At 49.9% G+C, this 25,778-nt stretch carries 23 protein-coding genes; 7 read left to right on the top strand and 16 right to left on the bottom strand.

From position 1 onward, the window contains the following. The first annotated feature begins 141 nt into the window (after positions 1–141). From JO375_RS13275 to JO375_RS13265, 3 genes are read left to right on the top strand one after another with little or no spacing between them, the layout of a single operon-like run. Positions 142–354 (top strand): FeoA family protein, encoded by a 213-nt coding sequence (locus tag JO375_RS13275; RefSeq protein ID WP_229524919.1) that lies wholly within the window; start codon positions 142–144, stop codon positions 352–354. Further along, positions 345–2,354 (top strand): ferrous iron transport protein B, encoded by a 2,010-nt coding sequence (gene feoB, locus JO375_RS13270; RefSeq protein WP_229524918.1) that lies wholly within the window; start codon positions 345–347, stop codon positions 2,352–2,354. Before JO375_RS13275 ends, feoB begins: the two co-directional genes overlap by 10 nt. 36 nt (positions 2,355–2,390) lie before the next feature. Next, the gene (locus JO375_RS13265; protein ID WP_229524917.1) at positions 2,391–2,567 is read left to right on the top strand and encodes a FeoB-associated Cys-rich membrane protein; all 177 of its coding nucleotides are present in this window, start codon (positions 2,391–2,393) and stop codon (positions 2,565–2,567) included. An 87-nt stretch (positions 2,568–2,654) separates the two neighbouring features. On the opposite strand, the gene xylB is transcribed toward JO375_RS13265, so the two are convergent. After that, the gene (gene xylB / locus JO375_RS13260) at positions 2,655–4,178 is read right to left on the bottom strand and encodes a xylulokinase (protein WP_229524916.1); all 1,524 of its coding nucleotides are present in this window, start codon (positions 4,176–4,178) and stop codon (positions 2,655–2,657) included. 62 nt (positions 4,179–4,240) lie between these two features. Next, on the bottom strand, positions 4,241–5,557 hold the full coding sequence (xylA, locus tag JO375_RS13255) for a xylose isomerase (protein ID WP_229524915.1): 1,317 nt from the start codon (positions 5,555–5,557) through the stop codon (positions 4,241–4,243). Positions 5,558–5,704: 147 nt separating this feature from the next. Here xylA and JO375_RS13250 point away from each other — a divergent pair, with 147 nt between their 5' ends. After that, on the top strand, positions 5,705–6,877 hold the full coding sequence (locus JO375_RS13250) for an ROK family transcriptional regulator (protein WP_229524914.1): 1,173 nt from the start codon (positions 5,705–5,707) through the stop codon (positions 6,875–6,877). A gap of 222 nt (positions 6,878–7,099) precedes the next feature. On the opposite strand, the gene JO375_RS13245 is transcribed toward JO375_RS13250, so the two are convergent. Both JO375_RS13245 and trxB read right to left on the bottom strand, forming a co-directional pair. Then, on the bottom strand, positions 7,100–7,330 hold the full coding sequence (locus JO375_RS13245) for a glutaredoxin family protein (RefSeq protein WP_229524913.1): 231 nt from the start codon (positions 7,328–7,330) through the stop codon (positions 7,100–7,102). A 59-nt stretch (positions 7,331–7,389) separates the two neighbouring features. Beyond that, positions 7,390–8,331 (bottom strand): thioredoxin-disulfide reductase, encoded by a 942-nt coding sequence (trxB, locus tag JO375_RS13240; protein WP_229524912.1) that lies wholly within the window; start codon positions 8,329–8,331, stop codon positions 7,390–7,392. Between the two features lie 280 nt (positions 8,332–8,611). On the opposite strand from trxB, the gene JO375_RS13235 reads away from it, so the two are divergent. Then, positions 8,612–9,343 (top strand): ZIP family metal transporter, encoded by a 732-nt coding sequence (locus JO375_RS13235; RefSeq protein ID WP_229524911.1) that lies wholly within the window; start codon positions 8,612–8,614, stop codon positions 9,341–9,343. Between the two features lie 80 nt (positions 9,344–9,423). Here JO375_RS13235 and JO375_RS13230 read toward each other — a convergent pair whose 3' ends face one another. Together JO375_RS13230 and JO375_RS13225 are read right to left on the bottom strand one after the other, a co-directional pair. Then, positions 9,424–9,900 carry a hypothetical protein gene (locus tag JO375_RS13230; RefSeq protein WP_229524910.1) on the bottom strand — a complete coding sequence of 159 codons (477 nt, stop codon included), beginning with the start codon at positions 9,898–9,900 and terminating at the stop codon, positions 9,424–9,426. Between the two features lie 12 nt (positions 9,901–9,912). Continuing rightward, complete coding sequence (locus tag JO375_RS13225) at positions 9,913–10,467, bottom strand: NAD(P)H-dependent oxidoreductase (RefSeq protein ID WP_229524909.1); 555 nt, start codon at positions 10,465–10,467, stop codon at positions 9,913–9,915. A 124-nt stretch (positions 10,468–10,591) separates the two neighbouring features. Between JO375_RS13225 and JO375_RS13220 the strand changes: the two genes are divergently transcribed. Both JO375_RS13220 and JO375_RS13215 read left to right on the top strand, forming a co-directional pair. Then, the gene (locus JO375_RS13220; protein ID WP_229524908.1) at positions 10,592–11,233 is read left to right on the top strand and encodes an HlyD family efflux transporter periplasmic adaptor subunit; all 642 of its coding nucleotides are present in this window, start codon (positions 10,592–10,594) and stop codon (positions 11,231–11,233) included. A 9-nt stretch (positions 11,234–11,242) separates the two neighbouring features. Beyond that, positions 11,243–12,766 (top strand): DHA2 family efflux MFS transporter permease subunit, encoded by a 1,524-nt coding sequence (locus JO375_RS13215; protein ID WP_229524907.1) that lies wholly within the window; start codon positions 11,243–11,245, stop codon positions 12,764–12,766. 149 nt (positions 12,767–12,915) lie between these two features. Here the strand turns inward: JO375_RS13215 and JO375_RS13210 are convergent, their stop codons facing one another. The 10 genes from JO375_RS13210 to JO375_RS13165 all read right to left on the bottom strand — a co-directional run bounded on the left by JO375_RS13210 (position 12,916) and on the right by JO375_RS13165 (position 25,710). Next, complete coding sequence (locus tag JO375_RS13210) at positions 12,916–14,898, bottom strand: heavy metal translocating P-type ATPase (RefSeq protein ID WP_229524960.1); 1,983 nt, start codon at positions 14,896–14,898, stop codon at positions 12,916–12,918. A 316-nt stretch (positions 14,899–15,214) separates the two neighbouring features. Further along, positions 15,215–16,495: a PEP-utilizing protein gene (locus JO375_RS13205; protein ID WP_377529946.1), complete on the bottom strand. Its 1,281-nt coding sequence runs from the start codon at positions 16,493–16,495 to the stop codon at positions 15,215–15,217. Between the two features lie 328 nt (positions 16,496–16,823). Then, positions 16,824–19,181, bottom strand: coding sequence for a heavy metal translocating P-type ATPase (locus JO375_RS13200; RefSeq protein ID WP_229524905.1), 2,358 nt, complete (start codon positions 19,179–19,181; stop codon positions 16,824–16,826). Between the two features lie 186 nt (positions 19,182–19,367). Beyond that, complete coding sequence (locus JO375_RS13195; RefSeq protein WP_229524904.1) at positions 19,368–19,736, bottom strand: ArsR/SmtB family transcription factor; 369 nt, start codon at positions 19,734–19,736, stop codon at positions 19,368–19,370. A 154-nt stretch (positions 19,737–19,890) separates the two neighbouring features. Next, positions 19,891–21,012 carry an NADH:flavin oxidoreductase gene (locus JO375_RS13190; protein ID WP_229524903.1) on the bottom strand — a complete coding sequence of 374 codons (1,122 nt, stop codon included), beginning with the start codon at positions 21,010–21,012 and terminating at the stop codon, positions 19,891–19,893. Between the two features lie 182 nt (positions 21,013–21,194). Next, positions 21,195–21,530, bottom strand: coding sequence for a cytochrome o ubiquinol oxidase subunit IV (gene cyoD, locus JO375_RS13185; protein WP_229524902.1), 336 nt, complete (start codon positions 21,528–21,530; stop codon positions 21,195–21,197). Beyond that, positions 21,531–22,139: a cytochrome o ubiquinol oxidase subunit III gene (cyoC, locus tag JO375_RS13180; protein WP_229524901.1), complete on the bottom strand. Its 609-nt coding sequence runs from the start codon at positions 22,137–22,139 to the stop codon at positions 21,531–21,533. It lies immediately after the preceding gene. After that, the gene (locus tag JO375_RS13175; RefSeq protein WP_229524900.1) at positions 22,139–24,115 is read right to left on the bottom strand and encodes a cbb3-type cytochrome c oxidase subunit I; all 1,977 of its coding nucleotides are present in this window, start codon (positions 24,113–24,115) and stop codon (positions 22,139–22,141) included. Before JO375_RS13175 ends, cyoC begins: the two co-directional genes overlap by 1 nt. 25 nt (positions 24,116–24,140) lie before the next feature. Continuing rightward, positions 24,141–25,124 carry a ubiquinol oxidase subunit II gene (gene cyoA, locus JO375_RS13170; RefSeq protein WP_229524899.1) on the bottom strand — a complete coding sequence of 328 codons (984 nt, stop codon included), beginning with the start codon at positions 25,122–25,124 and terminating at the stop codon, positions 24,141–24,143. Positions 25,125–25,461: 337 nt separating this feature from the next. Then, positions 25,462–25,710, bottom strand: a complete 249-nt coding sequence (locus JO375_RS13165; protein WP_229524898.1) for a hypothetical protein — start codon at positions 25,708–25,710, stop codon at positions 25,462–25,464. Between the last annotated feature and the right edge of the window lie 68 nt (positions 25,711–25,778).

Genomic DNA, 25,778 nt, shown 5'->3' with positions numbered 1-25,778 from the left:
CGTCCACAGCAAATTTTATCATAGCCACAAAGTACTTTTTATGATATGGTACTGGCATCGGAATTAAATGATATTGATTCTCATTCTACATTAGAAAGGCTGAGCACCATGCCAGAACATCTCTCTCTCCTTCGTGTTCCAATGGGCCAGACTGTGCGCTTGCAGTCCCTTGCCTCTCTCCATCCCTCATTGCGCCGACGCTTGACGGATATGGGTATTGACGAAGGTTCTATCATACGGTTAAAAAAAATAAGTTTATTAGGCGGTCCTGTCATCATTGAATGCAACGGTCAATTGGTCGGCCTCCGTCAAAATCAGGTGAAGCAATTGGAGGTCGTCCCAACATGGACATGATCGCTTTGTTCGGCAATCCCAACACGGGAAAAACCTCATTATTCAACAAGCTGACTCGCACGTATGCAGAGGTAGGCAACTGGTCCGGGGTCACAGTGGAAAAGAAAACAGGACTCCTGCGTGACAAGTCTGCTGTTTTGGTAGATTTGCCGGGCGCCTATTCCCTGCTTCCTCTTTCACTGGATGAGGGGGTTGCCACCCGTTATTTGCTGGAAGAACCGCCTGCGGCTCTGATTAACATCGTAGATGCCTCCCAGCTCCAGCGAAATCTGTATCTGACTGTACAGCTGCTAGAGTATGGCCGCCCGCTGGTGCTCGGCCTAAACATGACCGACGTAGCTGATGCCACAGGTCTTCGTATAAACAAACAATTGCTGGCTGAACAATTGAACGTCCCAATTATTCCTATGGTTGCACGCACAGGCAGCGGGAGCAAACAGATGCTTGCCACTCTCCGGGAGGTACGTCGTACATCCAACACTTTTCAATTGGACTACGGCCCTGCCGTTGAAGCCGCGATTGCCGATATTTGTAGCTTGCTAAAGGATGCACCCGTACCGCAGCTCCAGTGGGCCGCACTGCAATGTCTGGAAAACAATCCTGTCGTCCTGGAATGGATGACGAGTGAGGTGCAGCGTGAGAAGGTAACCGCACGTATCCAACGTTGCGAAGAAGAGCTTCTCAGTGAAGGTCGCACAGCCACCCCTGCCCAGCATATCCGTTCTGTACGTGCAGCATGGATTGCTGAGCTGTGCGGCAAGGCAATCGATACCTCCAGCCTCAAGCCGCACAGTCTGACGGATAAACTGGACGCGCTGCTAACCCATCGGTATCTGGGGATTCCGATCTTTTTGCTGCTGATGTACATCACCTTCAAGTTCACCTTCGATTGGGCGGGTACGGTCCTTTCAGATATGATGGACGGATTCTTTTCAGGGGCACTCAGCAATTGGATTTCTGAAGTGCTGGTGCAATGGAATGCGTCTGCCTTTACACAAAGTCTGGTCGTGGATGGCATCGTGGCAGGCGTCGGAGGCGTGCTCGTTTTTCTGCCGCAGATCGCTATTTTATTCCTGATCATCTCGATAATTGAAGACTCCGGATATATGGCACGGGTCACAATATTAATGGACCGCCTGATGCAAGCCGTTGGCTTGAACGGGAAAAGCTTCATTCCGTTTATCATCGGATTTGGCTGCAATGTTCCGGCGATTATGGCGGCACGCACCATTGAACAGCCGAGAGAACGCCTCATTACAACGCTGCTGGTGCCCTTCATGTCATGTTCAGCCCGCCTGCCGGTATATGCGTTGTTTGCGGGCGTATTTTTCCCGACACATGCGGCAAGCGTCATCATGCTGATGTACGTACTGGGAATCACCGTGTCGCTTATACTGGCTAAAATTTTTTCCAAGGTGTCCATTCTGTCGGGTGAGCCTTCCCTCTTCATTGTAGAGCTCCCACCGTATCGGGTGCCGCAAGCTCTCACTCTGTTTCGCAGTACATGGGAAAAGGTCAAGGGCTTCGTCCGTAAAGCCGGAACGATTATTCTTGCCGGTTCCGTTGGCATCTGGCTACTGTCCAATTACGGACCACACGGCTTCGGTGCTGAAATGGACGACAGCCTGCTGGCCACGATTGGAGGATGGTTTGCACCGATCTTGGCCCCTCTCGGTTTTGGCACCTGGCAAGCAGGCGCGTCCCTGCTCACAGGCTTTATGGCCAAGGAGGTTATCGTATCGACAATGAATATCATTTACCATGTTCCCGATATGCAGGGACTGGAGCTGCAGGTTAGCCATGCCTTTACGCCGCTTGCTTCCTTTAGCTTTATGGCATTCATTCTGTTGTATGTGCCTTGTTTGGCGACGGTAGCGGTCATTCGCAAAGAGACCCTTTCCTGGCGCTGGACTGCATTTTCTATCATCTATCCTTTGACTGTAGCATATATCATCACCGTTTTGATTTATCAGGGCGGCAAATTGCTAGGCTGGAGTTAAATTAGACTTTATGAACAATAAAAGGAAGTGGATTCCATGATCAATGTGATTATATTGTTGTTGATCCTCGGTTATAGCGCATGGGTGCTGGTACGCTTTTTTCGAAAAAGCCGCCAAGGCGCCTGTCCCGGATGCTCATCAAGCAAGTCATGTTCGGGCTGTACCGTGAGTGCTGTAAAAGAAGACCATACCAACATCAAGAGTAATGTCTAATTCAAACTTATCCTTCCATTAAAAAAAGCGTCTGCGGGTTTATCTGACTCACAGGCGCTTTTCCTATGTTTTCGAACTTACAGGTACTCAGCGATATTTCGCCAAATGTTCATTGAGCTCCCGCGTGTGCGGGTAAACTTCACGATACAGTCCATACAAACCTTCATACCGAGCCACATGCTCCGGGTTCGGTGAATATCTCGCAGCCTCGCGCAGAAATACTTCAGCACACGCTTGCAGCGATGCAAACCAGCCGCTGCCGTATGCAGCCAGCATGGCTGCTCCCAGGGCAGGTCCCTGCTCACTCTCCAGCTTGATGATATCGGCATTGAAAATATCGGCCTGCATTTGCAGCCACGCCTCGCTGCGCGCACCACCGCCGATGGAAATGACCTCTTTCACCGTTTTGCCTGTTCCTCTGAGAATATCAATTGATTCCTTGAGCGAAAACGTAATTCCCTCCAGCACCGCCCGTGTAAAATGCGCAAGCCCATGCCCCGCATCCATCCCGATAAAGCTGCCCCGGATGTTCGCATCCGGATGAGGGGTGCGTTCGCCGACGATATAAGGCGTAAACAGCAGTCCACGGCTGCCTGGCTCCACAGAGCCGACATCCTCCAGCAGCGCATCAAAAGAAAGCCCCGGCGTAAAGGTTTCCTTAAACCAGGTTAAGCTGTACCCGGCCGCAAGTGTAACTCCCATGATATAATAAGCATCCTGCTCACTATGATTAAAAAAATGCGCCCGGCCCTGCACATCAATATCCTTGCGCTCCTCATAGGAAAGCACAACGCCAGAGGTGCCGATGCTGCACATGGTACGGCCTTCGCTCAAAATGCCTGCACCAATCGCTCCACATGCGTTGTCTGCGCCCCCCGCATACACCTTGGTTCCAGGCGAAAGTCCGCTCTGCTCCGCAATCTCCGGCAGCAGTGTACCTGTCTGGTCAAAAGATTCCACCAGCGGCGGGAATAACGATAACGGCAATTCAAACGCAGCGGCGATCTCCTGGCTCCACTGCTTTTGGGCGACATCCAGCAGCAGCGTACCGGCTGCATCTGAATACTCCATCGCCAGCTGCCCGGTCAGACGGTACCGCACATAATCCTTCGGCAGCATAAAATGGGCTGCACGCGCCAGCACGTCCGGCTCATGCTCCAGCACCCACAGCAGCTTGGGCAGCGTGAAGCCCTCGAGCGAGCGATTGCGTGCGATGCGCAGCAGCTCCGGTCCGAGCTGTTCTTCAATACGGCGACATTGTGCCGTTGTGCGCGTGTCATTCCACAGAATAGCCGGACGAAGCACTTGGCCTTCCTTGTCGGTCAACACAAGCCCGTGCATCTGTCCCGAAAAGCTAATGCCGTCCACGGCATCTGCACCGCCAATTCCGGCCTTTTCCACGAGCTGCTTCAGCGACGCCAGCGTTCCGCTGACCCAATCCTCAGGATGCTGTTCACTATACCCTGCCTTCGGCTGATAGAGTGGATAAGACTGGGAAGCCTCATAAGCCACTTGTCCCTTGCGGTTGACCAGTACTGTTTTGACTGCGCTGGTCCCTAGATCGACGCCGATGACATACCGCTCCCGCTTCTGTTGTATCTCTTTCTGCATCGATGTTCCTCCTTCCCTGCTACCATGTATCCATGATTTGATCTATAGATTAGATTATGCTATTAATCCGCTGTAATATATTGATTTAATGTCGCCTTCAAATATTCCTGACGACCGGACACGTTTTTGCGTGGTGCTTCATTCGCCAGTGCATATTCAGCCAGCGAGGCAAGCGTTGCTTTGCCGGATACGATGTCTGCGCCGATGCCTTCTTTAAAGCTGATGTAGCGCTGCTCGATAAAATCATCAAACACATGATCCTCGATCAGCTTGGCGGCGATCTTCAAGCCTTTTGCATACGTATCCATCCCTGCAATGTGTGCGAGGAACAAATCTTCCGGCTCAAATGAAGCTCTGCGGACCTTGGCATCAAAATTGATGCCTCCACGGCCCAGGCCTTTGTTTTGCAGCACTTCATACATGGTCAGGGTCGCATCATACAGGTCTACCGGGAATTCGTCTGTGTCCCAGCCCAGCATCAAATCTCCCTGGTTCGCATCCAGCGAGCCCAGCATACCGTTAATCCGGGCCACACGCAGCTCATGATCAAAGGTATGACCCGCCAGCGTCGCATGGTTAGCTTCCAGATTAAGCTTGAAATGCTGATCCAGATCGTATCTTTGCAGGAAGGCAATCGTCGTCGCCGCATCAAAATCATACTGATGCTTGGTTGGCTCCTTCGGTTTAGGCTCGATCAGGAACTGAGCATCAAAGCCAATTTCACGCGCATAGTCGACAGCCATATGGAACATTCGGCCCAGGTTATCCTGCTCCAGCTTCATATCTGTATTGAGCAGTGTTTCGTAGCCTTCACGGCCACCCCAGAACACATAGTTGTCTGCGCCCAAACGCTTCCCTATTTCCAGGCCCTTCTTGATCTGGGCGGCTGCATGCGCGTATACGTCCGCATTGCAGGCTGACGCAGCTCCATGCACATAACGAGGATGGCTAAACATGTTTGCCGTGTTCCACAGCAGCTTTTTCCCCGTAGCCTTCATATGCTCCTCGATCATATCCACGATCGTATCCAGATTGCTGTAAAACTCCTTCAGGGACGCGCCTTCCGGGGCGATATCCACATCGTGGAAAGCAAAATAAGGCAGGTTCAGCTTATCCAGCAGCTCAAAAGCAGCTTCCACACGAGCCTTCGCCAAATCCATGCCTCTAAACTTGGACCACGAACGTTGCGCAGTCTCTACCCCGAACGGATCGGAGCCGCCTGCAACGAGGGTATGCCAATATGCCATGCTAAAACGCAAATGCTCTTCCATCGTTTTCCCGGACACAACTTCTTTAGGATTATAAAATTTAAATGCAAAAGGATTATTGGATTGCTTGCCCTCAAAATGAATTTTGGATACTTGCTCGAAATAAGCCATCAATAAGTTCCTCCTTTGTAGCAATCGTTATAGTAACCGTTTACAAAAAAGATTCTAGCACAGCCAAAAGACTTTGTCTATTGGTTAAACTAAGTTTGCTTTTATGATATAATATCGGGAATTACACCAACAGGAAGTGAAAAGGTCATGAATGTCACTGGCGATCAGGCGCTGGTCAAAAAACTGAATAAATCCATTGTGCTCGAGCGTATCCGCCTCCATGCCCCATTATCCCGGGCACAATTATCAAGCCAGACCGGGTTAAACAAGGCTACCATCTCCAACCTGGTAGCTGAGTTAATCGCCGAGGGGCTTGTATATGAAACGGGATTAGGCGAGTCCAGTGGCGGACGCAAGCCTTTGATGCTGCTGTTTAACAGCCGCGCTGGCTTTGTAATCGGTATCGAGGTCAGCGTGCAGTATATCCAGGGCGCTCTAACTGATTTGGCAGGCGCTATTGAAACCGAGCTTACCCTCCCTCTGTCACAGCATGATCCGGCCTTTGTCATGGAACAGATCCTAAAGCTGATTCGGCAGCTCATGCAGGCCGCTCCTCCCTCCCCTCACGATATCGTCGGCATTGGGCTGGGCGTGCCGGGTATGGTGGATGAATCGGGAACTGTTCTGTTCGCGCCCAATCTGGGCTGGGGCGAGGTTCCACTGCGGCAGCAGCTTGAGACAGAGCTTGGCCTGCCCGTCGTGGTGGATAACGAGGCCAACGCCGGCGCGCAGGGCGAGCTGTACTATGGTATGGACGGCGAACATCGGCAGCTGGTGCGGGATCTGGTCTACATCAGCGCAGGCTCCGGGATTGGGGCCGGGATTATGATTGACGGCAAGCCGTATCAAGGGGCCTGGGGATACGCTGGCGAGACCGGTCATATGACCATTGACTGGAATGGGCGTTCCTGCTCCTGTGGCAGCCGGGGCTGCTGGGAGCTGTACGCCTCGGAAAAGGCATATACAGCGCCCGCCCTCGCTCTGCCCGCGTACCGTACAGCCGAATTGCTGCCGTTTGCCCGGCATGGTGACGCCAATACGTTAAGCGTCTTTCAGGATATCGGGCAATATTTGGGTGTGGGCATTGCCAATATTGTGAACAGCCTGAACCCGGAAATGCTCATTATCGGCGGCCCGCTGGCGGAAGCCAGACCATGGCTGGAGCAGCGTATGCGTGAGGCGATTGACCAGCGTGCCCTGCCATATCATCGCCGGCAGCTGCAAATCCGTTTTTCCACGCTTGGCAGCCGTTCGACCATGCTGGGCGCAGCCTATGCAGCCACAGCCCCTTTTCTCGGGCGTGTACGGGTATCTATGTAAAAAAGACGTACAGGAACACTAACGTTCCTATACACCCTTTTATTTTTACAGACCATTATTGGCGATACCAACCCCAATCACTTGTTTTCAAGATAAGGATTTTTAACGCCGCCAATCGCATTGCCGCTGATTTTTGCCTAATGAACAGGCCCTCGCGCTGTATGAACTGGCGAGGGCCCTATTTTAACCAAATGACAATTTGTCTGTCTCGCTTAAGCAGAATTAAGCGTTCAACACTTTTTCAAACTTGGTTTTGTTCATGCCGGAAATACGCTCTTCCCCGATCAGAGTCAAGGGAACGGCACGAATGCCCATATTCCAAACCTCTTGAGCGAAAGCTTCATTGGTTTCGATATTGCGTTCTTCGAACTCCACGCCTTTATCAGTCAAATAGCTTTTGACTTGACGGCAATGCGGGCAATTTGTAGATGTGTATACAATTGCTTTTTTCATGAATATCACCTCATTAAATATGGTTCTAAACATTATATTATTCATATTTGCTCGCAATATTACAAAGCCAGCGCGCTGTGCTCCAGACTTTCGATATACTTCTCGCTGTCCATAGCGGCCATGCAGCCGCTGCCTGCTGCTGTAATCGCTTGTCTGTAGCGTGTATCCTGTACGTCTCCGCAAGCGAATATGCCAGGTACGTTCGTCTCGGAAGTACCAGGGTTCACCATAATATAACCGTTCGCATCGGTTGTAATTTGGCCCTCAAGGAAGCCTGTGTTTGGATGGTGTCCTATTGCTACGAACACGCCGTTAACCGTAATGATTTTCTCTTCGCCTGTTGCATTGTTCAGTACTTTCAAGCCGGTTACCCCGTTCTCGTCAGCAATCACTTCCACAGGAGTATGGTTGAGCGCCCACTCAATTTTACTGTTCGCACGGGCACGATCCTGCATAATTTTGGAGGCACGCAGTTCGTCACGACGATGTACAAGCGTTACTTTCGAGGCAAAGCGTGTCAGGAAGCCCGCTTCCTCCAGCGCTGAATCCCCACCGCCAATGACCACAATTTCTTTGCCGCGAAAAAAGAATCCGTCACAGGTTGCACAGGTGCTCACGCCACGGCCGATATTCTCCTGCTCGCCAGGAATCCCGAGGTATTTCGCACTCGCGCCTGTGGAGATGATCAGTGTATCAGTAACCAGCTCACCCAAGCCTTCTACATCCAGTGTAAACGGACGAGCGGTTGTGTCTACCTTGTTTACCCAGCCTGTGCGGAATTCAGCGCCAAAACGCTCCGCCTGCTTACGCATATTATCCATCAACTCTGGACCCATGATTCCTTCAGGAAATCCAGGGAAGTTTTCGACTTCAGTAGTCGTGGTTAATTGTCCGCCTGGCTGTGGTCCTTCAATCACCAGCGGGTTCATGTTGGCACGTGCCAGATAAATCGCAGCAGTCAAACCGGCAGGGCCGGTACCTATAATAATAGACTTGTACATATCTTGGTTCCTCCTAAAATAGCATAGTATTATATAGCAAGTTTTCGGTACCGGGTGCTGGTCTGACGCATATACTCTAAAAGCAGTTCTGTCAGCAGCTTACTCAAGAGCCCGACACCCGGATGTTATAAAAACAGCTCACTTGTTTTAATCGCTTTCTATGACTTAGACTGATTCTAAATCTTAATTTTATTATGCGGAAAGAGCTGTAAACAGTCAAATGAAGTTTTCATGAAGCGATGCTTGCAGATCAATCAGGTATAGAGGAGTTATTCCGGATATGAGTGACATTTTTATAGGCAGTCTTATTTCCGCCCTGTCCACTGGACTCGGAGCCGTGCCCATATTATTTATGCGCAATGTTACGCATCGGCTTCGCGATGTTCTGCTTGCTTATGCTGCAGGAATCATGACCTCTGCATCTGTGTATAACCTGATTCCCGAGGCTATTCACCATTCCAATTGGTTTGTGCTGTCGGCGGGCATCCTGCTCGGCTGTCTTGTATTATTGGTAATGGAAATGTATATCCCCCATGCCGATCTGGAGAACCCCGACGCCAAGACCTTTCAACTGGAGTCCAAATCCTTTCTCATTATTGCAGCGATTACATTACATAATTTGCCAGAGGGGCTTTCTGTCGGAGTCAGCTATGCGAGTGAGTCCCCAAATCTCGGCAATCTGATCGCCTTTTCCATCGGCCTGCAAAATGCCCCGGAAGGCTTTATCGTAGCCTTGTTTCTCGTGAATCAAAACATCGGCCGCTTCAAAGCTCTGGGCATTGCCACCCTCACCGGCGCTGTGGAAATCTTTACGAGTCTGATCGGTTTTTATTTGAGCAGTTGGGTTAACGGACTGGTGCCTTATGGCCTTGCTTTTGCCGCCGGAGCTATGATGTTTATCGTCTACAAGGAGCTGATTCCCGAGAGTCACGGGGACGGCAACCAGCGGATTGCTACATTTTCTTTTATTCTCGGCTTGATGACCATGATCGGGCTAACCGAATGGCTATAGCCGACAGCACAAAAAGGCTGCTCTCTGCCTGTAATCCAGACAGAAAAGCAGCCTTTTGGCACGTTCAATGAACGTATCTATCATTTGTTCCGATTCATGGAGCGCAGTGCTTCACGGTACTGCTCGTCCTCGCTTTTGGGAGTCTCATTTGCTTCATGGGCCTTTGGGGAGCGCTCATCCTGGTCATCGCCCTTTCCGGCAAATCCACGTAAAGCAGCCCGATAATCCAGATCCCCATAATCCTGACCACCGTGTATTCCTTGGTGATCTCCACGTGCCCTTGCCGGCTTTATATCCACATGAGTATCGGGCGCCTTGTTCCGCTCTTCAGCCTGAGGTTCCCCTGCATTAACGACCGTATGTTGCCTATCTCGCACATGATCAGGCAGCTCCAGAGCCTTATGCTCCACCTGCACAGGATAAGGACGCTCGCTTCTTCGCCGGGAATCCTCACCCGATTTGCGGGCCTTGGGCGGGGACTTACGTGCCATTTTCGTATTAAATACCAACAAAAAGATAAAGGCAACCACAGCTACTGCGATAAAAGCAATGGTCATGGGGGCAGCCTCCTATTCTCTTGCAGCGCTACGGTAACGTCCCGCCATCTCTGCGACCCGTTTGCCCAAAGAGCGGCCTAGTGCAAGATCATCACCCGAAGGAAAATTGGGGGGCCCATTCGGGTCTGTCTCCACCGGACATGTAACCCCTACACCATAGTAGGAGCCATAGAGTGCATTCTCCGCAATACTGGCGGGCAGCCCTACAATAATCATGCCTTGATGGAGCATCGGGGTGATCAAATTCAAAAGTGTTGATTCCAGGCCGCCATGAACCGTAGCAGTTGTGCAAAACACAGCGCCGATCTTATCCACCATCTTGCCCTGCGCCCACAAATATCCGAGCTTGTCAATCCAGTTTTTGAGTCCGCTGCTGATCGTACCAAAATGGCCCGGACATCCCCATATGATCGCGTCTACACTCCCCAGCTCTTTTACATCTGCCTCATTCACATGCTTTAGCATCACTTCCGTATGCTCCAGACGTGCGCCTTCCGCGATAGAACGAGCAAGACGCTCGGTATGCCCATTTTCACTGTCATATACAATCATGATTCTGGTCGTCATTGTGCGCATCATCCTTTGTCTGCAAAATCATCCTTGCCGCATGCGCTTTTATCCTTTCCCAGAATCCATCTGAATATTATGAAACGTATAGCGCATACTTTAAAAATCCAAGAACTAGGGAGGCATGAACATGAATTCACGCGCCATATTAGTCAACCTGCTAGTTATTATCATTATTCTGGCAGGAGGCGGAGCCGCCGCTTATTACTACAACCAATCCGCCAGCTACATAAAAACCGACAATGCCCAAGTGAGCGGACAAGCAGTGACCGTTGCCTCTCCAGGGGCGGGAAAGCTCACAGGCTGGAATGCCGAGGTTGGCAAAACCTACACCGCCGGAAGCGTCCTCGGCACGGTAGAGGGAGGCGGAAGCCGGATTAGCCTGACCATACCAACTGACGGCACCATCGTACAGCAATCGGCAGTGAACAATTCGATTGTTGGGGCTGGTACGCCTCTGGCAAAGGCTTTTGATCTCAACAATTTATGGATTACTGCCAATATAGACGAAACGGCTGTAAAGGATCTTCAGGTAGGACAATCAGTGGACGTATATATTGATGCATACCCGGATACGTCCTTGACCGGCAAGCTTGATAAGATCGGTCTGGCGACAGCTGCGACCTTTTCACTGCTGCCCACTTCCAACACGACGGCCAACTATACCAAGGTGACGCAGGTTGTGCCTGTTCAAATATCTATTCAAGGCTATAAAGGGCTGGGTATTATCCCGGGGATGAGTGCAACCATCAGAGTTCACAAGTAGGAGGATGTCATGGATCAAAAAATGTCCGTCGGGCGCATTCTGTCCGTACTGTTGCTGGGCGCCTTCATTTCTATTTTAAACCAAACGCTGCTTAACGTGGCTATTCCACACCTGATGAATGATTTTAATGTGTCTGCTACTACCGTTCAGTGGCTTTCCACCGGGTATATGCTGACCAACGGAATTCTGATTCCCATCACCGCTTTTTTGATTGAATCCTTCGGAACACGCGCGCTATTTATCTCCGCGATGGGGCTGTTCACCACCGGATCGGTCGTCTGCGCTGCCAGCACCGGCTTTGCACCTATGCTGATTGGACGTGTCATTCAGGCTAGCGGAGCGGGCATTATTATGCCTTTAGTCATGAACGTGTTCCTTACGGTGTTCCCTCCAGAGAAACGGGGGGCCGCTATGGGTACGATGGGGATCGCCATGATGTTTGCCCCAGCGGTCGGACCGACCTTATCCGGCTGGATCGTAGAGCATTATAGCTGGAGACTGCTATTTTTGCTGGTTATTCCGCTCGCGGTCATCGATATCCTGTTCGCCGTACGGTGGCTTAAAAATGTGTCCAAGCTGACGAAGCCGCATTTTGACCTGATGGGAACCATTTTCTCCACGCTGGGCTTCGGCCTGCTGTTGTACGGCTTTAGTTCCGCCGGAGACAAGGGATGGAGCAGCAATACTGTCATACTCTCACTGGCTGTCGGGGTTGTATTTATTGTATTTTTCGTTGTACGCGAGCTAAACATGTTAGAGCCCATGCTGGAATTCCGGGTGTTTAAGTATGACATTTTCACGGTATCTACGCTGGTGGGGGCTACCGTCAATATGACGATGTTCGGCGGGATGCTGCTTCTGCCGATTTATTTACAAAATATACGCGGTTTTACACCACTGCAGTCCGGTCTGCTGCTGTTGCCGGGCGCATTGCTGATGGGGGTGATGTCTCCGATCTCAGGGGCGATTTTCGATCGTATGGGCGCGAGGCCGTTGGCCATTGTCGGACTGATCATTACAGCCGTGACAACATGGGAATTCAGCCTGCTGACTGATGCCACCACCTACGGACACATTATGCTCATTTATACGATTCGCAGCTTTGGCATGTCGTTGCTGATGATGTCCGTACAGACGGAAGGACTTAACCAGTTGCCTCCTCATCTTGGCAGCCACGGTACAGCCATGTCCAATACGGCGAGGCAAATTGCCGGCTCCATCGGTACCGCCTGGCTCATTACCGTAATGAGCAGCCGGACTACGATTCACTTGGCGGACTATGCGAATGTAGCTACCACAGCCAATGCCTCGGTTACGGAAGGGATGGCACAACTGGGACAAACCCTCGCGCAAGCGGCTGGCGTTTCGCCGGAAACCGGCTCTGCGCTGGCACTACAGCAGGTATACCGAAGTGCTGTTACGGAATCGACGATCCATGGCATCAATGATGCCTTCATCATCGCTACAGGAATTGCGTTAGCGGGACTCCTCTTCTCCCTGTTCTTGCGGCGCTCCACACCGCGTCGAAGATAGGCGTTCGGTACTGGTGAGCTAGATACATGAAATGGACTTACTTTGTGCACAAGATAGGCTGGCACTGCAAAAAAAGGAGCATTCGCCCTCCTGAACTTTAAAGGGATGAATGCTCTTGTCTGTTTTGTAAGTTTGTGATTGGATTACGCTTATGACCGCAACAAGCGCAAGCCGTTTAAAATAACGAGCAATGTGCTGCCTTCATGGCCAATGACACCGAATGGCAGAGCGATATCTTGCGCAAAATTGCTGATGACCAGCAGGAGAATGACACTTACGGCGAAAAGCATGTTCTGCTTGACTACCCGCTGCGCCTTGCGGGCCAGAGCTATCGTCGGAGCGATTTCCTCGATCCCGTCGTTCATCAGCACGACATCCGCCACCTCCAGCGCTGCCCCGCTGCCGTTCATTCCCATGCCCAGCCCGACGGTTGCTGCCGTCAATGCGGGAGCATCATTCACACCGTCGCCGACCATGACGACATGTCCGTGCTGCTTCCGCAGCATGCGAATGTGGCTGACTTTGTCCTCCGGCAGCAGGCCGGCATACACGGCGTCAACTCCCGCCTGTTTCGCGATTACAGCAGCCGTCTCCGGCCGGTCTCCGGTTAGCATGACGACCCGGATACCCTGCACTTGCAGGCGTTTCACGGCCTCCTGCGCCTGTGGACGCAGCTCGTCACGCAGCGCCAGCATTCCGGCAATCCGCTCATCCGCCAGAATGATGGATACAGTTTTGCCCTCGGCCTCGAGGCGGGCCCGCAGCTCTATCCATTTGGTGTCTGCCAGAGTGCCTGATCCATCCAGCATATCTGTACGACCGATTTTCCACTTCACTCCGCCGATGATGCCCTCCATTCCCCATCCGGTGATTGCTTGCACTTGATCGGCGGCAAGAAGCTCCTTTTGGCCCAGCTCAGCTTCAGCTTTGGCTACAATCGCACGGGCCAGCGGATGCAAGGAATAGCTTTCGATCGTTGCAACAACGTGCAAAAGCGCGTCGGCATCGTAGTCTGCGGCAGCAATCCAGTCAGTTACGACAGGCGATCCCATCGTTAGCGTGCCTGTTTTGTCAAAAGCGACCACAGCGGTCAATGCCATATTTTCCACGTGCGCGCCGCCTTTAAACAGGATGCCCCGGCGGGCACGGTTGGAAATGGCCGACAGCATCACCGGCATAATCGATGACACGAGGGCGCATGGTGAAGCCACGACGAGGAACACCATTGCCTTGTAAAATGCCGCTGCCCACGTCCAGCCTAATGCAATGGGCGCACCTGCAATGACGATCAATGTGACAACCACCACAATTCGGGCATACACGGACTCAAACGTTTTGATAAACCGCTGGGAATCGGGAACTTCGGTCTGGGCTTCTTCGACCATGCGAATGATTTTCGAAAATAAAGTATTTTCCGAGGACTGGCTTACCTCTACGTACAACACGCCTTCCCCATTAATGGTACCCGCATATACCTCGTCACCCGCTACCTTATTCACCGGCAGGGATTCACCGGTAATGGATGCCTGATTCACTGCCGAAACGCCCTTGGAAATTCGGCCGTCCGCCGGAATCAGTTCACCCGGCTTCACCAGAAGCAGATCTCCCGGCAGCAGCTGCTCAATGCCGACGGTTTCGGTCCCTTCGCGTGACAAACGCAAGGCCGTCTCCGGCTTCAACGCCATGAGCTCGGAAATATCCTTGCTGCTGCGCTCAGTGGTATAGCTCTCCAGCGCCCCGCTGAGTGCAAAAATGAATATCAGCATGGCTCCTTCATTCCAATAGCCAATCGTCGCAGCCCCCAGGGATGCTGCAATCATGAGCAGATTAACATCCAGATCACGCTCACGGATCAGGGTTTCTATCCCTTCCCTGGCCTTGGACCATCCCCCAAGGGCATAGGACACCACATACAGGATGACCGATAACCATTGCGACCAATTCGAAATGCCCCATGCCATCAGCATCAGCATTCCGCTGCCTAGAGCAGCCTGCATCTCCTTGTTTTTTAGCATGCTTTTCAGTTGAAACTGCGGTTTGCGATTTGGACCAGGCCGCCCGCTCCCGCTGCTTTTTGAACGTATCTGAGCAGAAGCAGATAAGGTCTCTTGAAGTTGTTGAACAGCTTGCATCATGTCACTTTCCTTTCCGTATTTGTTCTTTGTACCTGCACCTCATTGAGAATGATATCCATTGTTAAGGTCCCTAAAATAGCACATGCTGCTTCGGAAAGCCCGAAGCAGCATGTTTAGTAATGAGAATGATAATCATTTTTGCATTAATACAATTATTTTGGCTGAATGAAACTTTTGTTTTATTATATATCCTCTTTTTCTGATTGTAAACCCGCAAAGCCCCAAATTAAAAAGGCGCCCACGTAGACAACGCAGGCACCCTTTGATTTTACAGCAGTCCGCATTTGAATTTTGTTACCCTCGAGCTTTGGCACTACTGTGGAAATTGCTGTGCGTGTTTGTGCAAAGCGTCCGATGAATGCTGCTCCGAGTGCTGCAGAATTCCATAACGCGCAGTTCCTATGCGTGCAGCCGGAACGGCTTCATCCGGACAGATGATTCCCGTCAGCTCGTTTCCCCAGATTGCAGCCCCCTCCAGAGTCGGATGAATTTCATCTAACGCCAGCCAAATCGGAAGCTCAGGCTTTACACCCCGAATAGCCTCTGTTATGTCTGTGAGCGCAGCAGCCCCGTTCCTGTGTTCATTCGCACAAGCCGGATATAACCGCTCCTTGGCCTCACGGTTAGCGGATACAATCGAAGCGACCTCCAAAATTATCGTATCAGCAAAGCGTGCCATATCCACCGCTTGAGACGCCTGCTTGATCTGCTGTGCGTTCACTTCCGGCATATGATTGACACTGGCGTGCTCCCCGGAATGTCCATGCTGTCCATTCCGTGGTTGGCTTTCGTCAGTCGTCATGGACATGCCTATCGTCAACAAAACGCCTACCCGATACGGAATACAGCGCAGACGTCCACATAAGGTTTGCTCCGCAACACTGTCAATCCAGTCCCGGGTTGCCCGGAATTGGTTAACGTCAGCCGGATTGCGCACCAAAATCTCCAGACGAGGCTCTCCTCCCTGGCGAATGCTTCGCAATGCCGCACGCAGCAATGCTTCCAATTGCATATCCTGCAGGCTGCCGATGCCCACTGCGTTGGTCTGTTCGATCAGGGCTATACTGAGCGGCAAGCCGTTCAAAAACTCGAACAAGCCTTCATACTCCGTTTCCAACAGGCCAATGATTCTGCGGGACAAATGTTCACACAAGCCAGACGCCCTATTAAACGTTTTGTACGTGTCTGATGCACAGGAGCCCGGAATAGGGATGGAGTTGGGCTTCCCCTTAGGGACAGGATTCATCTGTCCAGACTCTGCAGCATCCAGATAGGCATAGCATAGTTCCGCAATACGACTGGACGTCTGCGACAAGGGGCCGTGCAAAAGGCTGTAGCCGTCGAAGCTTTCTATATTCGGGAGAGATGCCGGCCTGGTGCTTAAACGATTCGTACGTTCAGGAGCATCCCCATAAATGCGTATCGGTGTATGACTATATTCATCGCTCCATTTTAACAGTGTATCTATCGCTTTCCTGCTATCGGTGTTATCCTTATTCAGCATTATTTCCTCAAGCAACTCCGGTGTCACAGCCAGCAATGCCTCCTCCCGCCTGTTTTTATTGCCCAACAGTTCTGTGAAAACATACGTCATTTTAGCCTCCATGCTACTAATCCATCCTTTCCTCCGTCAGCAAGTTGGCACACACGAACTCGAGTACACCACCCATAAAGAGAGCGCTTACTATTACTCGTCAAACATCCCACACGGACCTTACTCGTAAAGTCCCTATCTTAACGTATTAGGCGCAGCCAGCATTTATACATTCTGTACATCGATCAGAAGTCATCATCAGAGACCTCTATTGCTGCTGACAACAAGCACCATTCAAAATGAGCCTGACCATAAAAATACACCCCGGATTTCACAAGATGTCATACATCCAGTGCTAGTCCGGGGTGCTCATTTATATTTGCAAGTTTTATTCGTAAGAGCGGGCCTTCAATACACGCATTACGTTCAATACGGCCAGCAGTGTTACACCTACATCGGAAAACACAGCTTCCCACATCGTAGCAATCCCAAACGCGCCGAGCGTGAGGAATATCACTTTGACACCTAACGCAAATATAATATTTTGCCATACGATACGACGTGTGCGCTTGGCGATATGAATCGCCGTAACCAATCTTGAGGGTTCATCGTTCATGATTACGATATCTGCTGCCTCAATCGCAGCATCCGAACCCAAACCGCCCATTGCTACACCTACGTCCGCCAGCGCCAGCACAGGGGTATCATTGATTCCGTCGCCCACGAATAAAACCTTGTCGCCTGTTTTCTTGCTTGCAGACAGCTGCTCTATCGCTTCGGCTTTATGCTGAGGCAACAGCTCTGACCGTACTTCATCCAGGCCCAGTTGGCGTCCTACGGCCTCTGCGACCGTCCGATTGTCACCCGTAAGCATAATGGTCTTCACTACACCCAACTTTTTCAGCGAAGCAATCGTCTTGGCCGCATCCTCCTTGACCTCATCCGAAATCAGAATACATCCGGCATACACGCTATCCACAGCTACGTGCACGACCGTTCCTTCATCCAGGTTTCCTGCCTGCTGCGCCGCGCTATAAGCAACATGCTCCCGCTCCATCAGCTTCGCATTCCCGGCCAACACCAGACGGCCATCAATCTGTGCCTGGATCCCGTGACCGGATATTTCACTATATTGCTGAACCCGTTCAGGTTGTAGCTCCTTGCCATAGGATTCACGCAGTGATGCCGCGATCGGATGCGTGGAGTGCAGCTCCGACAACGCAGCGGTTTCCAGCAGGCTTGCCTTCGTAAAACCATCGGCGGGATAAATCCCTGTCACGCGGAAGACCCCTTTGGTGAGCGTACCTGTTTTATCAAATACAGCGTATTTCACATCATTCAAAGCTTCAAGATAGTTCCCGCCCTTGATCAGGATACCTGAACGTGAAGCTGCTCCGATTCCGCCAAAGAAGCCGAGCGGAATGGATACCACCAATGCACATGGACAAGAGATAACGAGGAAAATGAGCGCACGATACACCCAATCTGCAAACTGCGCACCTGGTGCAACAAGCGGCGGAACGACCGCCAGCAGCAGCGCGACAATAACCACAACAGGGGTGTAGTATCTGGAAAACTTGGTGATAAACTTTTCAGTCGGCGCTTTTTTGGAGCTCGCGTTTTGTACAAGCTCCAAAATTTTGGAGACGGTAGATTCGCCAAATTCCTTGCTGACCTCCACAGTCAGAAGTCCGCTCGTATTCACGAATCCACTCAGCACGCTGCTTCCGGGCTCAACGGTACGAGGCACAGATTCACCTGTCAAAGCCGAGGTATCCACATGTGATTTACCGTCTACAACCTTACCGTCCAGCGGAATTTTCTCACCTGGCTTAATTACGATCAATTCACCTATGCGCACGTCCTCTGGCGAAACTCTCCGTACAGAGTCACCTGTCTTGAGGTTGGCATAGTCTGGTCGAATATTCATCAGATCACTGATGGATTTGCGCGAACGGTTGACGGCAATGCCTTGGAACAACTCCCCGATTTGATAAAAGAACATAACGGCTACGCCTTCGGGGTATTCTCCAATCGCAAATGCGCCAACCGTAGCCAGTGTCATCAGGAAGTACTCATCAAAGGCCATTCCCCGTACCAAACTGCGCGCAGCCTGCAGGACCACGTCACCGCCAACGATGATGTATGCCAGTAAGAACAGGACCAGCTTGCCCACACCTTCCACAGGCAACCACCAGGCAGCAGCCCCAATGACAGCCCCGGCCGCCAAGCGGACGATCATGCGGCGTGTACCTTCCGCACCGTGATCATGCGTATGCCCGGCGTGACTGTCATCTCCATGCGAATGAGCATGAGCCTGGCTGGAGCTATGATGATCACGATCACCATGTACATGTTCGCCATGGTCATGCCCGCTGTGCGCATGAGCTTCTTCGCCATGGGCTTCATGGCTATAGGTATGACCGCAAGCGCAATCTTCTGTGGCGCATACCTGGGTGATGTCAGCTTCATTTCGACTGTTTTCACGCGAGCGTCCCCGTGTATTTTTGACAATCATCCGAACATGAGGCTCCAGCTTGTGAACCTTTTGTTCCGTTTGGCGAAAAATCTCTTCTTTTTCGTCCGAGCTTGCGGTCATCGTCAACGTTTTGGTAACAAAATTAACCGAGCAATCCAGGACACCTTCTATTTTACTGACTCCATTTTCAATCTTTAGAGCGCAGTTGGCACAATCCAAGCCATCCAGGATCCATTCGTGACGTTCCGTTTTTTTCAGAGCATCCATATTTCGTGGCCTCCAATTACTATATATGAGCACTTGTTCATATATTATTTGTTAAGCCCATTATATTCAGAAGCAACAGCATAAGTCAATGATAATAGCCCATGTTCATAAAAAAAATCAAATTTACCGGACATACACCAAAAGAGCGCCAATTCCTTGGCGCCCTACTGACGTATAGCCAAAAAACTATTGATGTGAAATGTGCTGGTGGGTTTGCAAAAAAATCTGCTCCACATGGTTATCATCCAGCGAATAAAACACCGTCTTGCCTTCCTTGCGCCGTTTGACAATACGCAAGTTGCGCAAATAGCGAAGCTGGTGGGATACCGCAGATTGCCCCATGTTCAACACCTGAGTCAGATCATGAACGCACAGTTCTTTTTGAGCCAGTGCGTATATAAGCTTGATCCGTGTCGGATCGCCCAGCGCTTTGAACAACTCCGACATTTTGTATGCGATGGAATCCTCGACAAGGGAAGATTTTATGTGCTCCATTTCCTGGTCTGAACCGTGACAAGCCGGCTCGCAATCCAAAGCTTCCGTTTCAGAATTCATCCTTTTCACCCCGTGTATTTCGACTTGATGCTTCTATTATAGCAAATTCGTAGAATTTACGAATAGCTTATATTACAGCTTGTCCTGTAACCAAGCATTTTTCAAATCTGTATATCTGGCTATCCGCTCTCTATAACATTGCCTCGATTCATGCTTAATTCAGCGTTTTTAAAACTTCATCACTGTAAGGTGCCATTTCCTCTATTCGCCCATCACGCAGTTTCACTGCAAATGCCGGGTCCACCAATAAAGCCCGTCCAACCGCAACCAAATCAAATTCTTCTCGCTCTACTAGCTCTACAAGCTGTTCCAGTCTGGCCTGTACGTTACTGGATCTATCGTTCTGAGGGTGATTATGTTCCCTTTCACTCAGAAAAGCCTTCTCTAAGCCAACGGAGCCTACCGTAATAACCGGTTTGCCTGTCAGTTTTTTGGTCCAGGCCGCCAAATTCAGATCAGACTCCGCAAATTCCGGTTCCCAAAAGCGCCGGCTAGAGCAGTGAAATACATCAACCCCGGCCTTGACTAACGGAGCCAGAAACTGTTCAAGCTCCTCCGGTGTATGTGCCAATTTTTCATCATAGTGATACATTTTCCACTGGGAAAACCGCAGTACAATTGGGAAATCAGGCCCTACTGCACGACGGCAAGCCTCGATAACCTCCACCGCAAACCGGGTACGCTGGACCAAATCGCCCCCGTATTGGTCTGTACGTTGGTTCGTTTTGGCCCAGAAAAACTGATCAATTAAATAGCCATGTGCTCCATGAAGCTCAATGCCGTCAAAACCTACCCGCTTGGCATCAGCGGCGGCCTGTGCAAAGGCTGCGATAATATCAGCAATCTCGGGCTCGCTCAACGGCTCAACGACTTTTTCACCGGCTGGAGAGATCCCGGACGGACCAACAGGCAGCGCCTCAGGATTCGGCTGGTTCGCCGCGCCTATTTTGCGGGCAGTACCCACATGCCAGAGCTGGGGTATAATTTTACCGCCAGCCGCATGGACCTCTTCCACTACCTTGGCCCACCCTTTCAATCCATCACCGTAAAAGTTGGGAATACCTGTGGACTCCACAGCCGCAGGGTGATTAATTGCAGTTCCCTCCGTAATAATCAAGCCAACCGAGTTTTCCGCACGGCGACGATAATACTCGGCAACGTCAGGTCCCGGGATGCCCTGTGGTGAAAAATTCCGTGTCATGGGAGCCATTACGATCCGATTGGGCAGAGCCAGATTACCTGCTTGAAAAGAACTAAACAATAATTGGGTATTCATTGCTTTTATCCTCCAGTCTCAGTAGTATTATCGTTTTTACTCTTCTGTTATACAATTCCATTTTACACATATGCAAACTTGAGTTCAAGAAGCCACAGTTTTGTTTTCGAAATAGTTGCACAAAAAAAGGAATCGGCATTCAGCCGATTCCTCTCTTGCTACGGTGTTGCTCACACCATTTATTAATGTACTACCATGTTGTATTCCATAATCCATACAGAACCACCCACGACGGTCAGCAGGATGACGACACCGAAAATCAAAGTCATGACATTCCAGCGTGGACCATTGTTCTCACGGATGTGCATGAAGAAGAAAAGCTGAACCAGAAATTGCAGCACTGCCGTGGCCAAAATAACGACCAAGGTTGAAGTGCGGCTCAACATATGATTCATGACCACACCGAGCGGAATGATGGTCAGTACGATGGACAGAATAAACCCAATAACATAGGATTTCACTGAACCGTGAGAATCATCATGACCATGCGAACCTGTTCCTGACTGATGCTGTGCCATCTACATCACCCCCATCAAATAAACAACGGACAGCAAGAAAATCCAGACAGCATCCAAAAAGTGCCAGTACAAGCTCAAAGCGGCGATTTTACCCTTTGTTTCAGGAATAAGCCCACGCTTTTTCACCTGGAACATGAGTCCAATCATCCACACCAGACCCAAGGAAACGTGAAGTCCGTGTGTACCGACCAGTGTGAAGAATGCCGACAGGAACGCACTTGTTCCGTAATTGGCTCCTTCGTGTACCATTTCAACAAACTCGTAAACTTCAAAACCGATAAAACCAAGACCCAGGATCGCTGTCACGACTAACCAGCTGATTAATCCCTTCAGGCTTCCTTTGTTCATGGCCAACACGGCCAGACCACTTGTAAAGCTGCTTGTGAGCAGGAGGAATGTTTCAATAATAACGCCTGTCATGTTAAACAGCTCTGCGCCCCCCGGTCCTCCGGCCGTGTTATTCCGAAGGACAACGAAGGTAGCAAACAAGGTACTGAACAGGATCACGTCCGTTACAAGGAAGATCCAAAAACCAAGCATCTTCAATTCTTGCGGATCGTGATGCCCGTGGTCATGATCATGGCTGTGATGTGCTGCAGCTTGTGCCATTATACAGACCCCCTTATTGCGGCTTCCGTGCGTTTCACTTCATCTGCAGGAATATAGTAATCGGCATCATAGGAGAAGAACGAACGGCAAATCATACAAATTGCCACACCGATCAGCCCTGGAATATAGAAGAACGACCAACCGAATACGAACCCGAAACCTGCGATGAAAAAGAACACTGACATAATGAATGGAATCGCCGAATTTTTAGGCATATGAATTGCTTCAATTGGCGGTTGCTTTCTGAAAATACCTTTTGCGCGTTTATCTTTCTCTGCCCACCAGTCGTCACGTTCTTCTACTTGCGGGATAGTAGCAAAATTGTATTCCGGTGCAGGTGAAGGAATCGACCATTCAAGCGTATGCCCATTCCAAGGATCGCCTGTTGTATCCTTCAGCTTGCGGAAATTTTTGATACCGAGCAGAATTTGCAGAACCTGGAACAAGAAACCAATTCCCATCAGGAAGGCTCCAATGGTTGAAACAAAGTTAAGCGGCTGCCAGCCAGTATCCCAGCCATAAGTGCTCAGACGACGCGTCATCCCCATCAGACCGAGAGAATATTGCGGAATGAAACATACATAGAAACCGATGTTCCAGAACCAGAAAGCCCATTTGCCAGGCGTTTCTGGCAGCGTGAAACCGAACATTTTAGGCCACCAGTAGTACAGACCTGCCAGGTAACCGAACACTACACCGCCAATCAGAGCGGAGTGAAAGTGAGCGATCAGGAAGTAGCTGTTATGGAACTGGAAGTCTGCAGGCGCTACAGACAACATGACGCCCGTCAAACCTGCAATCAGGAAGTTCGGAATAAAAGCAATAGACCACATCATCGGGGTTTTAAATTCGATTTTACCCCGATACATCGTGAACAACCAGTTAAATACCTTAACCCCTGTCGGTATTGCGATAACCATCGTCGAAATGGCAAAGAATGCATTCACATCTGCGCCTGATCCCATCGTGAAGAAGTGATGCGCCCAGGTGAAGAAGGACAAAATTGCAATAATGAACATGGCGTAAACCATGGATTTGTAGCCAAACAATTTCTTTTTGGAGAATACGCTGATGACCTCGGAATAAATACCGAAGGCAGGCAATACTACGATGTATACCTCAGGGTGACCCCACATCCAGATCAGGTTGATATACATCATCGGGTTGCCGCCTAAGTCAAGGGTAAAGAAGTGCCCTCCTCCGAAGCGGTCAAGGAACAGCAGGGCCAATGTGATCGTCAGAATCGGGAACGCGAAAATGATAATAACACATGATGAAAATACGGACCACGTAAAGACAGGCATTTTCATCCAGGTCATACCAGGTGCGCGCATTTTAATAATGGTAACAATAAAGTTGATCCCTGTAGCCAATGAACCTATACCGGAAATCTGAATACCCCAGATATAGAAGTTCTCGCCAACGCCGGGACTAAATTGCAATTCGGAAAGCGGCGGGTAGCTCAACCAACCTGCATCCGGCGAACCGCCAATAACGAAGGACAGGTTGAACAGCATCGCTCCCATAAAGAAAAGCCAGAAGCTCAGTGCGTTCAGGAAAGGGAACGCTACGTCGCGCGCACCAATTTGAAGCGGTACCGCGATATTAAACAAACCAAACATCAAAGGCATCGCCATAAACAAGATCATGATCGTGCCATGTGTTGTAAAGATCTGGTTGTAATGCTCAGGATGCAGCAGTGTAACATTCGGTGAAGCAAGTTGAATACGCATCAATAATGCATCTACGCCTCCACGGAATAGCATCAAAATGGACGCGAGGATATACATGATACCGACTTTTTTATGGTCAACGGTCGTCAACCAGTTTTTCCAAAGCCAGCCCCATTTTTTGAAATAAGTGAGCACAAACACGATTCCGATCGTCGCAAGAGCGATGGAAACGTCCGCTCCATAAATCATCGGATCTCCAGTGACGAAGAAAGTGGATGCAAACTCTTTTATTTTGTCAAGCATTGGGGGCCTCCTTCCCTATATTCATTTAGTTGTGTCCACTCATATTCATATGGCTCATGTCCATTGCACCTTTATCTTCTGTGCCGGACTTGGAAGAACCTCTAGTCGGCGCTCCTTCACCATGTTCTGTATGCGGCTTGGAAACACCGTCTACTACGTACTTGGTTACGATTTCCTGAAATAATCCGTCCGGAAAAGAAGAATACTCATCAGGATGGGACAAACCTGGTTTTGCAAGCGCCAGATAGCCGTCCTTTGTCAGCGGTTTAGACTGCTTCTTGATGTCAGCGACCCAGTTTTTATACTCTTTATCCGATTGGACTTCTACATCAAATCGCATCTTGCCGAAATGCTCACCGCTAAAGTTGGCACCCGAGCCGAAGTAAGTTCCTTCTTGATCAGCCTGCAAGTACAATTTCATAGCCATGCCGGACATGTTGTAGATTTGCCCGCCCAGTTGCGGAATCCAGAACGAGTTCATCGGAGCATCGGCAGTCAGTTCAAAACGGACCGGAACCCCTTTAGGAATGTGAACTTGATTGACTGTCGCAATGCCTTCCTCCGGATACATAAAGAGCCATTTCCAATCGAGTGAAGTAACTTGAATGGTTACTGGCTTCTGCGTGCTTGCGATCGGCTTGGAAGGCTCCAGCAAATACGTATATCTTGCAGTAATCACCGCAATGATGCAAATAACGATGATTGGAATCGCCCACCATACGGTCTCCAGCTTTTTGCTGTCATCCCAATGGGGTTGATACTTCACTTTGTTAGTTGCTGTGTCACGATAGCGCCAAATGATGAAGAAAGTCAAAACCATGACCGGTACAATTATAAGCGCAGACAAAGCTGTCGTAATAATGATCAGCTCTTTTTGGGATTGCCCAATGGGTCCTTTCGGATCGAAAACAACGTATTTTCCGCCAGCATAAAAACACGTCCAAATGAGCAATGCTACCGTGAGCACGGTCAAAACCATCGCAATAATCGCTTTTGGTTTTTTGTTCATGTTGTTCCCCTCTCCTTAAATAGTAAATTACTCAATACTAACGAACTCCTGTAATGTTTCCCCTATATAAGATAGCAGAAAAGCAGCCATATTTTTTATTGTTAACAGAATTGTCGATTATTTGTCCGTTTTTTGTGAAAAACCTCTCTAAAAACAAATTTTCTCTTGCAAAATCAAAAACTCTTTATTACTACAAAGATGACATAAAAACAATAATTTTATATCGCAAAAAAGCCATATTAACGCAAAAAGAGGGGCTCCGTACAGTTATTTTGTTTCAACTGATCGAAGACCCACGATGTTGTTTTCATTGGAGAGTTTCTTTCATTTTTTTTTATTAACTGCGGCCGTTTTCCTGGTCTTCCTTCTTACGGGCAATGACAAATGCTTTTCCAGTGAGAAAAATAAAAATCCCGGCAACGACGCAGCCAATACCTGTCATTAAATATATATTGCGATCACTTAAATTTCCTATATCAAATAAAATAAGAATAATACCTGCAAGGCAGGCGATCCATGCAATTACAGATACCACGCGACTCATCTGGTTATCAGTTGATCCTGTTTTCCTAAAATCCGCAGCCATATCCTTCACTCCCCCCGGCCTAAAAAATGGTTTCAAACGCCTCATCAGGTTTTTGTCAGTATGCACAT

This window comes from Paenibacillus farraposensis, from assembly GCF_020736845.1.
In the GTDB taxonomy this organism is placed as follows: domain Bacteria; phylum Bacillota; class Bacilli; order Paenibacillales; family Paenibacillaceae; genus Paenibacillus; species Paenibacillus farraposensis.
The sequence above is the reverse complement of the archived record's forward strand: the minus strand, read 5'-3'. Positions and strand labels throughout refer to the sequence as shown.

Bases quoted from the DNA above. Each gene is read 5' to 3' on its own strand.
- JO375_RS13275 (WP_229524919.1), top strand. From the start codon at position 142: ATGGGCCAGACTGTGCGCTTGCAGTCCCTTGCCTCTCTCCATCCCTCA.
- feoB (WP_229524918.1), top strand. From the start codon at position 345: ATGGACATGATCGCTTTGTTCGGCAATCCCAACACGGGAAAAACCTCA.
- JO375_RS13265 (WP_229524917.1), top strand. From the start codon at position 2,391: ATGATCAATGTGATTATATTGTTGTTGATCCTCGGTTATAGCGCATGG.
- xylB (WP_229524916.1), bottom strand. From the start codon at position 4,178: ATGCAGAAAGAGATACAACAGAAGCGGGAGCGGTATGTCATCGGCGTC.
- xylA (WP_229524915.1), bottom strand. From the start codon at position 5,557: ATGGCTTATTTCGAGCAAGTATCCAAAATTCATTTTGAGGGCAAGCAA.
- JO375_RS13250 (WP_229524914.1), top strand. From the start codon at position 5,705: ATGAATGTCACTGGCGATCAGGCGCTGGTCAAAAAACTGAATAAATCC.
- JO375_RS13245 (WP_229524913.1), bottom strand. From the start codon at position 7,330: ATGAAAAAAGCAATTGTATACACATCTACAAATTGCCCGCATTGCCGT.
- trxB (WP_229524912.1), bottom strand. From the start codon at position 8,331: ATGTACAAGTCTATTATTATAGGTACCGGCCCTGCCGGTTTGACTGCT.
- JO375_RS13235 (WP_229524911.1), top strand. From the start codon at position 8,612: ATGAGTGACATTTTTATAGGCAGTCTTATTTCCGCCCTGTCCACTGGA.
- JO375_RS13230 (WP_229524910.1), bottom strand. From the start codon at position 9,900: ATGACCATTGCTTTTATCGCAGTAGCTGTGGTTGCCTTTATCTTTTTG.
- JO375_RS13225 (WP_229524909.1), bottom strand. From the start codon at position 10,467: ATGACGACCAGAATCATGATTGTATATGACAGTGAAAATGGGCATACC.
- JO375_RS13220 (WP_229524908.1), top strand. From the start codon at position 10,592: ATGAACATGAATTCACGCGCCATATTAGTCAACCTGCTAGTTATTATC.
- JO375_RS13215 (WP_229524907.1), top strand. From the start codon at position 11,243: ATGGATCAAAAAATGTCCGTCGGGCGCATTCTGTCCGTACTGTTGCTG.
- JO375_RS13210 (WP_229524960.1), bottom strand. From the start codon at position 14,898: ATGCAAGCTGTTCAACAACTTCAAGAGACCTTATCTGCTTCTGCTCAG.
- JO375_RS13205 (WP_377529946.1), bottom strand. From the start codon at position 16,495: ATGACGTATGTTTTCACAGAACTGTTGGGCAATAAAAACAGGCGGGAG.
- JO375_RS13200 (WP_229524905.1), bottom strand. From the start codon at position 19,181: ATGGATGCTCTGAAAAAAACGGAACGTCACGAATGGATCCTGGATGGC.
- JO375_RS13195 (WP_229524904.1), bottom strand. From the start codon at position 19,736: ATGAATTCTGAAACGGAAGCTTTGGATTGCGAGCCGGCTTGTCACGGT.
- JO375_RS13190 (WP_229524903.1), bottom strand. From the start codon at position 21,012: ATGAATACCCAATTATTGTTTAGTTCTTTTCAAGCAGGTAATCTGGCT.
- cyoD (WP_229524902.1), bottom strand. From the start codon at position 21,530: ATGGCACAGCATCAGTCAGGAACAGGTTCGCATGGTCATGATGATTCT.
- cyoC (WP_229524901.1), bottom strand. From the start codon at position 22,139: ATGGCACAAGCTGCAGCACATCACAGCCATGATCATGACCACGGGCAT.
- JO375_RS13175 (WP_229524900.1), bottom strand. From the start codon at position 24,115: ATGCTTGACAAAATAAAAGAGTTTGCATCCACTTTCTTCGTCACTGGA.
- cyoA (WP_229524899.1), bottom strand. From the start codon at position 25,124: ATGAACAAAAAACCAAAAGCGATTATTGCGATGGTTTTGACCGTGCTC.
- JO375_RS13165 (WP_229524898.1), bottom strand. From the start codon at position 25,710: ATGGCTGCGGATTTTAGGAAAACAGGATCAACTGATAACCAGATGAGT.